This window comes from Nocardia sp. NPDC051900 (assembly GCF_044452545.1).
GTDB classification, from domain to species: domain Bacteria; phylum Actinomycetota; class Actinomycetes; order Mycobacteriales; family Mycobacteriaceae; genus Nocardia; species Nocardia sichangensis.
Window position 1 is genome coordinate 131,037 of record NZ_JBITBU010000014.1, and the last position, 11,752, is coordinate 142,788.

At 69.1% G+C, this 11,752-nt stretch carries 12 protein-coding genes; 4 read left to right on the top strand and 8 right to left on the bottom strand.

Going from position 1 to position 11,752, the window contains the following annotated elements; all coding sequences use genetic code 11:
- Positions 1 to 96: 96 nt before the first annotated feature.
- The 3 genes from ACIA5H_RS24065 to ACIA5H_RS24075 all read left to right on the top strand — a co-directional run bounded on the left by ACIA5H_RS24065 (position 97) and on the right by ACIA5H_RS24075 (position 4,172).
- Positions 97 to 1,509, top strand: a complete 1,413-nt coding sequence (locus ACIA5H_RS24065) for a zinc-dependent metalloprotease (RefSeq protein WP_397077396.1) — start codon at positions 97 to 99, stop codon at positions 1,507 to 1,509.
- Between the two features lie 85 nt (positions 1,510 to 1,594).
- Positions 1,595 to 2,470 (top strand): hypothetical protein, encoded by an 876-nt coding sequence (locus ACIA5H_RS24070; RefSeq protein ID WP_397077397.1) that lies wholly within the window; start codon positions 1,595 to 1,597, stop codon positions 2,468 to 2,470.
- A 358-nt stretch (positions 2,471 to 2,828) separates the two neighbouring features.
- Positions 2,829 to 4,172 carry an ABC1 kinase family protein gene (locus ACIA5H_RS24075; RefSeq protein ID WP_397077398.1) on the top strand — a complete coding sequence of 448 codons (1,344 nt, stop codon included), beginning with the start codon at positions 2,829 to 2,831 and terminating at the stop codon, positions 4,170 to 4,172.
- A gap of 423 nt (positions 4,173 to 4,595) precedes the next feature.
- Here the strand turns inward: ACIA5H_RS24075 and ACIA5H_RS24080 are convergent, their stop codons facing one another.
- From ACIA5H_RS24080 to ACIA5H_RS24105, 6 genes are all read right to left on the bottom strand, one after another.
- Positions 4,596 to 4,919, bottom strand: a complete 324-nt coding sequence (locus ACIA5H_RS24080; RefSeq protein ID WP_379256123.1) for a WhiB family transcriptional regulator — start codon at positions 4,917 to 4,919, stop codon at positions 4,596 to 4,598.
- 136 nt (positions 4,920 to 5,055) lie between these two features.
- Positions 5,056 to 5,394: a hypothetical protein gene (locus ACIA5H_RS24085; RefSeq protein WP_379256122.1), complete on the bottom strand. Its 339-nt coding sequence runs from the start codon at positions 5,392 to 5,394 to the stop codon at positions 5,056 to 5,058.
- 113 nt (positions 5,395 to 5,507) lie between these two features.
- The gene (locus tag ACIA5H_RS24090; protein WP_397077399.1) at positions 5,508 to 7,655 is read right to left on the bottom strand and encodes an ATP-dependent DNA helicase UvrD2; all 2,148 of its coding nucleotides are present in this window, start codon (positions 7,653 to 7,655) and stop codon (positions 5,508 to 5,510) included.
- A gap of 160 nt (positions 7,656 to 7,815) precedes the next feature.
- Positions 7,816 to 8,283 (bottom strand): MarR family winged helix-turn-helix transcriptional regulator, encoded by a 468-nt coding sequence (locus ACIA5H_RS24095; RefSeq protein WP_379256119.1) that lies wholly within the window; start codon positions 8,281 to 8,283, stop codon positions 7,816 to 7,818.
- A gap of 9 nt (positions 8,284 to 8,292) precedes the next feature.
- The gene (locus tag ACIA5H_RS24100; protein ID WP_356960789.1) at positions 8,293 to 8,736 is read right to left on the bottom strand and encodes an EVE domain-containing protein; all 444 of its coding nucleotides are present in this window, start codon (positions 8,734 to 8,736) and stop codon (positions 8,293 to 8,295) included.
- Positions 8,733 to 9,155 (bottom strand): SRPBCC family protein, encoded by a 423-nt coding sequence (locus tag ACIA5H_RS24105; protein ID WP_379256118.1) that lies wholly within the window; start codon positions 9,153 to 9,155, stop codon positions 8,733 to 8,735. The genes ACIA5H_RS24100 and ACIA5H_RS24105 overlap by 4 nt, the downstream gene beginning before the upstream one ends.
- Before the next feature lie 117 nt (positions 9,156 to 9,272).
- Between ACIA5H_RS24105 and ACIA5H_RS24110 the strand changes: the two genes are divergently transcribed.
- Positions 9,273 to 9,503, top strand: a complete 231-nt coding sequence (locus tag ACIA5H_RS24110; RefSeq protein ID WP_379256129.1) for a mycoredoxin — start codon at positions 9,273 to 9,275, stop codon at positions 9,501 to 9,503.
- A gap of 37 nt (positions 9,504 to 9,540) precedes the next feature.
- Here the strand turns inward: ACIA5H_RS24110 and nudC are convergent, their stop codons facing one another.
- Together nudC and ACIA5H_RS24120 are read right to left on the bottom strand one after the other, a co-directional pair.
- Positions 9,541 to 10,446, bottom strand: coding sequence for an NAD(+) diphosphatase (nudC, locus tag ACIA5H_RS24115; protein ID WP_379256117.1), 906 nt, complete (start codon positions 10,444 to 10,446; stop codon positions 9,541 to 9,543).
- 45 nt (positions 10,447 to 10,491) lie between these two features.
- Positions 10,492 to 11,547, bottom strand: a complete 1,056-nt coding sequence (locus tag ACIA5H_RS24120; RefSeq protein WP_355079967.1) for an NAD-binding protein — start codon at positions 11,545 to 11,547, stop codon at positions 10,492 to 10,494.
- Positions 11,548 to 11,752 lie beyond the last annotated feature (205 nt).

Here is an 11,752-nt window from a genome sequence, read left to right on the forward strand (position 1 = left end):
AGTGGGCGGAGGCGGTCATTTCGCCCGGGCGCGCCGCCTCCGGTTTCGCGCCGCGCGAACACAGGGACGCTGTGCTACACGCGTAACGTGAAGAGCATGAACGACCTCCCCTTCGGATTCTCGAACCGCGACGACGACGATCGCAAGCGCGGTGACGAGCCGAGCGGTCCCGGCCCGAACGACCCGTTCGGTTTCGGTATCGGTGGGTCCGGCGCGGGCGGATTCGACCCGGCGCAGCTCGGCCAGATGCTGACCTCGCTCGGCCAGATGCTCAGCGGCATGGGACAATCGGGCTCGGCGCAGGCCGGGCCGGTGAACTACGACGTCGCCAAGCGGCTGGCCCGCCAGCAGCTCGGCACGACCGTCGCCCCGGTGAGTTCGGGCGCCGCGAGCGCGGTGACCGACGCCGCGCATCTCGCCGAACTCTGGCTCGACGGCGCGACCACCCTGCCCGCGGGCGCCGCCAAGACGGTCGCGTGGACCGCCAACGACTGGATCGAGCAGACCCTGCCCACCTGGCAGCGGCTGTGCGACCCGGTCGCCGAGCAGATTTCGGGCATGTGGACCGCGGCGCTGCCGGAAGAGGCCAGGCAGTTCGCCGCGCCGATGGTCGGCATGCTTGGCCAGATGGGCGGCCTGGCCTTCGGATCGCAGCTCGGCCAAGCGCTCGGCCAGCTCGCCAAAGAGGTGCTGACCTCCACCGACATCGGCCTTCCGCTCGGCCCCACCGGCACCGCGGCGCTGCTGCCCGCGGCGATCTCGGAGTTCAGTGCCGGACTGGAGCAGCCGGAAAGCGAGATCCTGGTGTTCCTCGCCGCGCGTGAGGCCGCCCACCAGCGGCTGTTCGCGCACGTGCCGTGGCTGCGCCAGCAGGTACTCGGCGCGGTCGAGGACTACGCGCGCGGCATCCGGATGGACTTCTCCGCGATGGAGCAGGCCGCGCAGAACATCGACCCGATGTCGCTGACCGATCCGTCGAAGCTCGAGGAGATCTTGGCCCAGGGCACGTTCGAGCCGCAGACCACGCCCGAGCAGAAGCAGGCGCTGGAACGGCTGGAAACGCTGCTGGCGCTCATCGAGGGCTGGGTGCAGGTGGTCGTCGCCGATGCCGTAGGCGACCGCTTGCCCGGCGCGGGCGCGCTGGCGGAGACACTGCGCAGGCGGCGCGCCACCGGCGGTCCCGCGGAACAGACCTTCGCCACGCTGGTCGGGCTGGAGTTGCGTCCGCGCAAGCTGCGCGAGGCGGCGGCGCTGTGGCGCAGGCTCACCAGCGACGCGGGCATGACCGCCCGCGACCGCGTGTGGGCGCACCCGGACCTGCTGCCGGATTCCGACGACCTGGACTCCCCCGCCGGTTTCATCGACTCGGTCATCGGCGGTGGCGCCACCGTCTTCGACGACCCGCTGGCGCAATTGGCCGAAACCGAGGCTCGTGAGCGAGCGGCACGCGAGCAAAAGGACGACGACACCGGCCCCGACCTGGGCAAAGAAGGCGGCGAATCCTCCTGATTCAGGCTGTGGATGACGCGAAATCCTGTGGATAACCAAGGATTTCGCCACGGGCCGCACCCCGCGGGGTTCGCATACTGATGACATGACAACGATGTGTCGTGGTCCTCGATTGCGTCCGCGGGTTACCGTCCTGGTCCGCCCGACCGGCGTCGTGCAACTCGGGTGCGATCCGGAAACCGCCGTGGTGCTCGATCCGGAAGGCATGGACGCCGAGACCGTCGTCACCTTCCTCCGCCTGCTCGACGGTCTGCGCACCAAGCCGCAGATCATCTGGCGCGCCGGAGAATGCGGTATCGACGCCGAACGCGCCGTGGCATTGCTCACGCTGGTCGACGAAGCCGGACTGCTGGACCACCCGGAGGAGCGGGCCGGTCACGTGCGAACGGTGCGAGTACACGGCCTCGGGCCGCTGTCGGACGCGGTGTCGGCCGGCTTGCGGGCGCTCGGTATGCGGCCGAGCCGTTCCCGGGACTACCCCACCGGTACGGCGACGGCGCGGTCCTGGGGAGTGGACCTCGTGGTGCTCGCCGACACACTGATGCCCGACCCCCGACTGGTGAGTGATCTAGTGCTGCACCAGATCCCGCACCTTTCACTGCGCATCCGCGACAGCAAGGGCGTCATCGGTCCCTTGGTGTTGCCGGGCGTCACCAGCTGCCTGCGCTGCGCGGACCTGATCCGCGCACGGAACGACACCGACTGGCCACACCTGGCGGCCCAACTACTCGGCCGCATCGGCCACGCCTCCCCCGCCGGAATCGCCGCCACCACGGCAATCGCCCTCGCCGAACTCGAAACGATCATCGACTGCTCACCCCGGCGAACCCCCGCCACCTTGAACGCGACGCTGGAACTGGACCTGGACTCCCACACCCTCGATCGCCGCAGATGGGACCGCCATCCCGACTGCGGGTGCGTGCACCTCTCCGCAGCGCACGGCGTCGGAATACAGCCGTGATGCCTCCACCCAGGAACTCATCTGGCGACCGCGAGCACGAACCGCATCGGTCCATCCCACCGACGGCGACGTCGGTCACCGACTCCGCACCGTGGGCGTGGCGGGCGCGGGACAAGATCACCTTCGCCGCGCTGGACTGGCGGCCGGACACCTCGCTGAAGCTGATCTGCCTGGATGGGCCCCGCCATCTCGAACGCGACTCTCGAACTGAATTCGGATTCACACCCTCGGTCGGCGCGGACGGGACCGGTACCCCGCATGCTTGTGCGCACTCGTTTCCGCAGGTCATGGACACTGAAGCCGATGGTGATCAAGATTGCCGTGGCCGACCGGCCGGTCCGTCCGCCATGATGGGTACGTGTCTGAGATCGTGCGCCGTCGCTCGTCCCGCAACGCCAAGTTGGCCAAGATTCCACTCGGCATAGCCGGGCGGGCGGCCGTGGGGTTCGGCAAGAAGCTCGCCGGAGGCGACAAGTCGGAGATCAACGCGCAGCTCAATCAGAAGGCCGCGGAGCAGCTGTTCACGGTGCTCGGCGAGCTCAAGGGCGGCGCGATGAAGTTCGGGCAGGCGCTCAGCGTGATGGAGGCCGCGGTCCCCGAGGAGTTCGGCGAGCACTATCGCGAGGCGCTCACCAAGCTGCAGGCCGCCGCGCCGCCGATGCCGGCCGCGACCGTCCACCGCGTGCTCGACCAGCAGCTCGGCACCCAGTGGCGGACCCGCTTCCGTGAGTTCGACGACGCCCCGGCCGCGTCGGCCAGCATCGGGCAGGTGCACCGGGCGGTGTGGTCGGACGGGCGCACCGTCGCGGTGAAGGTGCAGTACCCCGGCGCCGACGAGGCGCTGCGCGCCGATCTCAAGACCCTGTCTCGCATGTCCGGTCTGGTCGCTTCCGTGATCCCCGGCGCGGACGTGAAGCCGATTCTCGCCGAGATCACCGAGCGCACCGAAGAGGAGCTGGACTACCGCAACGAAGCCGCCAACCAGCGCGCATTCGCCAAGGGCTTCGACGGGCACGCCGAGATCGTGGTGCCGAAGGTGGTGGCGAGCGCGCCGAAGGTGATCGTCACCGAATGGCTGGACGGCGTCCCCGTCTCCACGATCATCAAGCAGGGCGCCGAGGATCCGGAGGGCACCCGTGCGCTGCGCAATCGCGTCGCGGGGCTGATGGGCCGGTTCCACTTCTCCTCCCCGGAGGTGGTCGGACTCCTGCACGCCGACCCGCACCCGGGCAATTTCATGATGCTGCCCGACGGCAAGTTGGCGGTGATCGATTTCGGCGCCTGCGCACCGATGCCGGACGGTTTCCCCCCGGTGCTGGGCCGAATGCTGGCCCTCGCGGTCGAGGAGCGCTTCGCCGAACTCACCGAACTGCTGTACGACCACGGCTGGGTGATCCCCGGCCGAGTGGTCACCCACCAGGAGATCGCCGACTACCTGCGGCCGTTCACCGACCCGATCCAGTCCGACTCGTTCCACTTCACCCGCAGGTGGATGCAGCGGGTCGCGGGCAAGGCTTCGGAGATCTCCAGTCCGGAGATGAAAACCGCACGCGCACTGCAACTTCCGGCGCAATACGTGATGATCTTCCGAGTACTCGGTGGCTCCGTCGGCATCCTGGCGCAACTCGACGCCGAACTGCCGTTCATGCAATTGGTCCGCACCTGGATGCCCGGCTTCATCGAGGAACGCACCGCCTCTTGAGCTGAAACTCCCCCAACTCTCTGCGCTGAACCGCGCAACTTCAAAAGAAAAATTCACGCCGCTCCCGCCCCGTCGGGTGCGAGTCTTACGAGCACCGTTCGCGGCCCGTCTCGCGGCCGAGTGACCGAAGCGCATGCGACGCAGTCGCGAGTCTCGGTCGCTCGGGCGCGAGACTTCCCGGGGCCGCGAACACGCAGCGCCGCAGGCGCTGCAAAACCAACACAGCAGTCGCGAGTCTCGGTCGCTCGGCCGCGGGACTTCCCGGGGCCGCGAACACGCAGCGCCGCAGGCGCTGCAAAGCAGACCAGCCGCCCACCAGACAACGGTGGGCGGCTGGTCTGCTTTCTCGTTCGTTGGCTCGGCCCGTGCCGGGACCGACCGAATCGAGCACATCGACCGGAGGGAGGGAAGTCACTCCCCGGCTCATGCCGGGACCGCGACCTTGCGCGGACGACCACGGGGACGCTTGCGGGCGATCACGACACCCTGGTCGAAGATCTCACCGCCCCAAACACCCCATGGCTCACCACGATCCATGGCGGCGCTCAGGCAGCCTTTGCGGATCGGGCAGGTCGCGCACAGCGCCTTGGCCTGCTCCAACTGGACCGGGCTCTCGGCGAACCAGAGGTCCGGGTCTCCAGCGCGGCAGGGCAGGACCTTGGTGATCTCCTGGGTCCGAGTAGGCGACGCCACGGTTCGGCATGTCACGTCAGTAGTGGCCTGCGGCCAACTCTGTGCGGTGAACACGTCGTTCTCCTTCAGCTCGTTTGCAGCGGTTCGTTTGTTGTGGCGAAACCGGTGCCGGTCGGCTGAAGGGCCGGAGAATACTGGCCACGGTTTCGCTGTCTTGCGATCCGTGGCCAGGAGGTCGGGGAGGAGTTCCCTACCTAGGTCGACATCTGTGTCGAGTCCTGTTCACGGTCGCTGGGTGTGCGGTGCGGAGGCGTGCTGCCCGCGGATCCGCCGGCTCGAAGCCGACTTCATCCGCGAAGACACCGACTGCTGCCTCGACAGCCGTCGGGTGCCAGCCCGCGCTGGGCTTGCCCTGAATCTGGGTGCGGTTCGACGCATGCATGGCAATGCAATTCACTTGCGTGCCGGACATGCCGAACGCACCGATTCCGGACAGACCGATCCCCTGCAAGGCGAGGATCCCCCGGGAGGCCGCCATGGGCGCATAGACCGCAACGCCACTGGCGCCGAAGTTCATGATGTTGTCCATTGCTCTGCCTCCCTCCTGTACTCGTTGTGTGTCGGTAACTGTGCGCGCCGAGATGCCCTCCCGGTGCGTGAAATCCACCATAGGCAAGATCGTCGAGCGGGACAACCTATTTTCTACCTGCGGTTTTGTGATGTGGATCGAAGCCGGGACGCGACGATGGCGAGCACATCGGCACCGAACTGGTCGATCTTCTTCGCACTGACGCCCGCGATCGCGGCCAGCGCGGCATAGTCGGCGGGCTGTTGTTCGGCGATCGCGGTGAGCGTGGTGTCGGTGAACACGACGTAGTCGGGCATTCGCAGCGCCGCCGCCCTCTCCACACGCCAGTTCCGCAGTGCCTCAAGCAATTCCGCGTCCAGCTCGGCCGGGCAGCGACGGCAGCGGCCGAGCATGATCTCGTAGGTGCCGATCAGCGGTTTCGTGCAGACCCGGCAGGTCGGGCGGACACCGTTCGGGGCCGACGACGGTGCCGCGATCCGCGAGGCGGGCGAATCATCCGGCACGAGACCGTTGAGGAATCGCGAACGCCGCCTGGTGCGTCTGCCGCCCTCGTTCCTGGCCAGCGCCCAGGACAGCCGCAGATATTCGCGCGCCCTGGTGACCCCGACGTAGAGCAGCCGCCGTTCCTCCTCGAGCGCCGCCTCGTCGGCGACCGAGCCGTCGTCGGCGAGGACGTGCGCGATCGGCATGGTTCCGTCCGACAACCCGACGAGGAACACCGCGTCCCACTCCAAGCCCTTGGCGGCGTGCAGGGAGGCCAGCGTGACGCCCTGCACCGTGGGTGGGTGCCTGGCCTCCGTGCGAGTCGCGAGCTCGCGCAGCAGCCCGGTGAGGTCGAGCCGGTCGTCGTGGCCGACGAGTTCCTCGGTCAGCCGCACCAGCGCGACCAGCGAGGTCCAACGTTCACGCGCCTGGGCGCCTGCGGGTTCCGTGGCGGTCAGGCCGAGCGGCGCGAGCACCGCGCGGACCAGCGAGACCAGGGAGTTGCCGCTGCGCGCCTGGTCGGGCAGGTCGTCGCGGGCGGCGGCTTGCCGCAGTGCCTGCACGGCCTGCCTGACCTCGGCGCGCGCGAAGAAGCCCTCGCCGCCGCGCACCTGGTAGGGGATACCGCGCTCGGTGAGCGCCTGCTCGTAGCTCTCCGAGTGGGCGTTGATCCGATAGAGCACGGCGATCTCGGCGGCCGGTGTGCCCGCCGCGACGAGCCGGCCGATCGCCTCGGCCACCGCCGCGGCCTCCGCCGGCGCGTCGTCGTATTCGGCGAACACCGGCTCGGGCCCGTCGGCGCGCTGGCCGATCAGTTGCAGCCTGGTGCCCGCGATGCGCCCGCGCGCCGCTCCGATCACCCGATTGGCCAGCGACACCACCTGCGGAGTCGACCGATAGTCGCGTTCCAGCCGGACCACGGTGGCGTCGGGGAAGCGCCGGGAGAAGTCCAACAGGTAGCTCGGCGTGGCGCCGGTGAACGAATAGATGGTCTGGTTGGCGTCGCCGACGACGGTCAGGTCGTCGCGATCGCCGAGCCAAGCGTCGAGCACGCGCTGTTGCAGCGGCGTGACGTCCTGGTACTCGTCGACGACGAAACTGCGGTAGCGGCCGCGGAATTCGTCGGCCACCGCCGGATAGTCCTCCAGCGCTGCGGCCGTATGCAGCAGCAGGTCGTCGAAATCCAGCAGCAGCCCGTCCGGCGTCGCCTTGAGTTTCTCGTAACCCGCGTAGACGTCCGCGACACGCAGTGCCTCGTAGGGCGTCTCGCGCCGCTGCTTCGCGACCGCCGCCGGGTAATCCTCCGGAGCGATGAGCGACGCTTTCGCCCAATCGATTTCGCTCAGCAGGTCGCGCACGCTATCGGTGGCCGTGGACAGCCCGGCCTGGTGCGCCGCCTGCGCGACGATCGGGAACTTCGCATCGATCAGCCGCCACGGCACGTCGCCGACGATCTGCGGCCAGAAGTACTTCAGCTGCCGCAACGCCGCCGCGTGGAACGTCCGCGCCTGCACCTGGGTCGCTTCCCCGCCGAGACCGAGGGCCCGCAGCCGGGTCCGCAGTTCCCCAGCGGCCCGAGCGGTGAACGTCACCGCGAGCACCTGATCGGCTTTGACGTGCCCCTGCGCGATCTGATTCGCGATGCGATAGGTGATGGTCCTGGTCTTTCCGGTGCCCGCGCCCGCGAGCACGCACACCGGGCCGCGCGGTGCTCGCACGGCGGCGGCCTGCTCGGGATCGAGGTCTGCGAGGTCGAGAGCGGGCACGCGATCCATCATGACAGCGCCCACCGACACACAACCGGTCGCGGTCGGGAGCAGCCGCTCGCGAGCAGACCGGCGCCGAGGCAAGAGACGGCATCGGCGCGGTAGCCGTGCGCCGCGCGCGACCGCCCGTTGTACGCCTCGTCGCCGCTTCGGGCGGCCGGGCGCGTGGCGTTCAGCGGTCGCTCAGCAACCGCAGGGAACGAGCGAAGGGGGCGCTGTCCTGCGAGCCGAGCGGCGCGAAGAACTCCGCGTCGCATTCCTCCACCGCGACGATGGCCCGGTTCACCAGCGCCACGCCCGCTTCGGTGGCGACCAGGGCCTTCGCCCGGCGGTCGCTGGGGTGGTCGCGGCGTTCGATCAGGCCCTTCTGCGCCAGGGCGCGCAACACCTGAGAGGTCATCATCGGATCGGTGGCGGCGTATTCCGCCAGGTCACGCTGCCGGACCGGATCCTCGCGGCCGGCGGCGAGGTAGGTGAGCGAAGCCAGCAGCACGAATTGCACGTGGGTCAGGTCGAAGGGAGCGAGCGCCGCCCGCTGTGCCGCCTGCCAGCGGTTGGTCACTTGCCACAGCAACAGTCCGGGACTTTCCTCTGCCGCGCGAAATCTGGAACGCAGCCTGCCGTCCCCCGCCTCGTGCATCGGCCTCCCTCACTCGTCGGTCATCTCCCGCGCGATCAGCGCGTAGTCGTGCGGGCTGAGTTCTATCAGGCCACGACGCAGGATCATCCCCCAGTTCGGCACGCTGGTGAGGTCCAGCTCGTCACGCAGCGTATCGATCGGCGCCTCCCGCGCTTCGGCTCGGTAGCTGACCGAACGGCGCCACGGCCGGAAGCAGCCGCCGTCCTGCGGGTCGGCCTGCCAGGCCGGGTGGTCGTCGATGGTGCCGATCGCGGTGAACGAGCGCACCGGCGCTCCGGCCCGCATGCCCTCGCGCGGCGAGTAGTACACCAATCCGTCGCCCGGCCGCATGCGTTCCACCGCAGCGCGCTTGCCGTGGTTCGCCTGGGCGATGCCCAGCTCCACACCGCGCCGGACATGTTCCCTGGACACGACGGCCAGCCAGTACTTCGCGCTCGAACCGGTAGCACTCATGCCGGGACCCCCTCGGCGACGGCCACCAGTGCGTCCAGGTCGGGCTGCACGGATTTCGCCAGGTCGGCGCCCAGGATCTTGGTCCACAACAAGCGCAGCGGTCCGTCGATCGAGACCGTGACGGTGACCGTGGTGCGGTTTTCCGCGACGGCGACCTCGTGGGCGAAGGTGAGCCGCGCGCCGAACAGCTTCGAGACGTCGACGAACTCGCGATCGGTCAGACGCGCGACGACGAACCGGATCTTCGGGCCGCCTTTCGGCCGCAACGTCCCGGTGGCGCCCTCGGCGAACGGTCCGTCCAAGCGCACCCACTCGGTGTCGGAGTTCCACTCCGGCCAGGTGGCCATGTCGGCCCAGCGGGCGAAAAAGGCGGTCGGCGGCGCACTGGAGGTGGCGTGCGCGGTGGCGATGATCGTCATGCATTTAGTATGCGCGCATACTAAATGCCGCGCAAGTCGGCATATGGTTCGAGTTGGAACAGTGCGCGGACGTCCGGCGTTGCAGTGTCCGTGACTGACGCGAACCCCACCCTGACGATGTACTCGACCACCTGGTGCGGCTACTGCCGCAGGCTCAAGAAGCAGCTGGACGAGGCGGGCATCGGCTACGTCGAGATCGATATCGAGCAAGACCCGGCGTCGGCCGAATTCGTCGGCAGCGTGAACGGGGGCAACCACGTGGTGCCCACCGTGAAGTTCGCCGACGGTTCCACCGCGACGAACCCGTCGCTGGCGGCGGTCAAGCAGGTCCTCGCCGGTCTGTCCTGATCAGCCGCCGCGCGCGGGTCGCATCGGCCCGCGCGCGCTAGTCGATCGCGGCCCAGGATTCGATGATCGTGCGCGCGATGGAGATCGAGCCGGGCAGCAGCAACCGGGCGCCCCCGTCCCGGTTCGACCAGTCGCCCACCGCCAACGCTTCGCGCACCTGCGCGCGGGTGAACCAGTCGGCCTCGGCGATCTCACCATCGGTGAAGGCCAGCGGCTGTGTGGGATCGGCCACCGCGGCGAACCCGAGCATCAGCGAGCGCGGGAACGGCCACGGCTGGCTGCCCAGGTAGGTGATCTCGCGCACGTCGAGGCCGACTTCCTCGCGCATCTCGCGCTCCACGCAGCGCTCCAGCGACTCGCCCGCCTCGACGAACCCGGCCAGCAGCGAGAACAGCGACTTCGGCCAGCTGGCCTGGCGGGCGAGCAGCACCCGCTCCCCGCCGTCGTGGATCAGGCAGATCACCGCCGGATCGATGCGCGGGAACTCTTCGTAACCGCTCTCGGTGACGCGCGACCAGCCCGCCTTGGCCGACATGGTGACGGTGCCGTCCGCGCCGTGGAACCCGGCCTTGTCGTGCCAGTTCAGCAACGCGATCGCGGTCGAGAGCAACGCGGCGGTGCGGTCGTCGACGGCGCCGCCGGCCAGCGCGCGCAGGTCGGTCAGCGCGCCCTCCAGCTCCGGATCACGCACCGCCCACAGATGGACGCCCTCCTCCACACCGAGGAACACCGCGTCCGGGCTCGGCTCGGCGGAGAACTCCACGGCCGGGTCCAGGATCAGGGCGCTTTCGTCGAGGCGCACCTGCCCGCGGCCGTTGATCCGCAGGAGTCTGGCCTCGGCCCAGCCCTCCTTCAGGGCCTGGGCATCACCTCGGATGTGCTCGGCCCGGTCGACGACAGAACGGGAGAGCAACGGAACGCTATTGAGCTGAAATGCCGACACGGTTCGAGACTATCGCCGAAGCTGTGCGGCCGGTTCGCGCCGGGGTCACTTGCCCGCTCGACGGATGTACAACAGCTTGTCGCCCGCCTCGACCGCGTCGACTTCCGGCTCGCCCACGCGGTAGAGCACCCCGTTGCGCACCACACCGAGGACGATATCGCTCAGATGCCGTGGCGAGCCGCCGATCTCGGACGGCTCCACCTCGCGTTCGGCGACGGCGAAGCCCTCCTCCGGGGTGAGCAGGTCTTCCATCATCTCCACGACCGTGGGCGTGGTGGTCGCGATGCCGAGCAACCGGCCCGCCGTCTCCGAGGACACCACCACCGAGTTCGCGCCGGACTGGCGGACCAGGTGGGTGTTCTCCGCCTCCCGGATCGAAACCACGATCTTGGCGGCCTTGTTCAGCTCCCGGGCGGTCAGCGTGACCAGCACGGCGGTGTCGTCGCGATTGGTGGCGACCACAACCGAGTCGGCGTGCTGCACACCGGCCAGCCGCAGCACGTCGGACTGGCTCGCCGAGCCGTGCACCGTGACCAGCCCGGCGTTCGCGGCCGCTTCCAAGGCGACCACGTCGGTGTCGACAACGACGATGTCGGCGGGCTGCACCCCGTCGCCGAGCATGGCGTCGATCGCGGTCCGCCCCTTCGTGCCGTATCCGACGACCACGGTGTGATTGCGCACGGTGTGCCTCCATCGCTGAATCTTGAAAGCCTGCCGGGAACGTTCGGTCAGCACGCCCAGCGTGGTTCCGACCAGGACGATCAGGAACAGGATGCGCAGTGGGGTGATGATGACGATGTTCGCCAGCCGCGCCTCGGGCGTCACCGGGTGGATGTCGCCGTATCCGGTGGTCGACAGCGACACCGTCGCGTAATAGAACGCGTCCAGGAACGACAGTTCGTTGCCCGAGTTGTCGTGGTACCCGTCGCGTCCGAGGTAGACCACCAGCGCGGCCAGGAACAACAGCCCCGTCGCGAACAGCACCCGTCTGGTCAGCGAAATCCACGGACTGGTCTGCACTTCCGGGATGCGCAGCAGACCGACCAGGGCGAAATCGGGCCTGCTGGCCAAGCCCAGGCTGCGCGCTCGGTCACCGAACACCGGGCACACCCGTCGTTTCGTCGCTCGTGTCGGTCATACCCGGTAATCCTTGTCCCTCCGGCACACCGGGGAGCCTACTGTGTTTGTTTTTCCAGCGCCTGCGGCGCTGGGTGTTGGGGGGCCCCGGGTGGGGGGGGGGGGGGGGGGGGGGGCGGGGGGGGGGGGGGGCGGCGCGGGGGGGGCGGCCCCCCCCGCCCGGGGGCGC

Coding starts and splice junctions, on each gene's coding strand:
- ACIA5H_RS24085 (WP_379256122.1), bottom strand. CDS start 5,394: ATGGACAACATCATGAACTTCGGCGCCAGTGGCGTTGCGGTCTATGCG.
- ACIA5H_RS24090 (WP_397077399.1), bottom strand. CDS start 7,655: ATGATGGATCGCGTGCCCGCTCTCGACCTCGCAGACCTCGATCCCGAG.
- ACIA5H_RS24110 (WP_379256129.1), top strand. CDS start 9,273: ATGTACTCGACCACCTGGTGCGGCTACTGCCGCAGGCTCAAGAAGCAG.
- ACIA5H_RS24065 (WP_397077396.1), top strand. CDS start 97: ATGAACGACCTCCCCTTCGGATTCTCGAACCGCGACGACGACGATCGC.
- ACIA5H_RS24070 (WP_397077397.1), top strand. CDS start 1,595: ATGACAACGATGTGTCGTGGTCCTCGATTGCGTCCGCGGGTTACCGTC.
- ACIA5H_RS24095 (WP_379256119.1), bottom strand. CDS start 8,283: ATGCACGAGGCGGGGGACGGCAGGCTGCGTTCCAGATTTCGCGCGGCA.
- ACIA5H_RS24100 (WP_356960789.1), bottom strand. CDS start 8,736: ATGAGTGCTACCGGTTCGAGCGCGAAGTACTGGCTGGCCGTCGTGTCC.
- ACIA5H_RS24105 (WP_379256118.1), bottom strand. CDS start 9,155: ATGACGATCATCGCCACCGCGCACGCCACCTCCAGTGCGCCGCCGACC.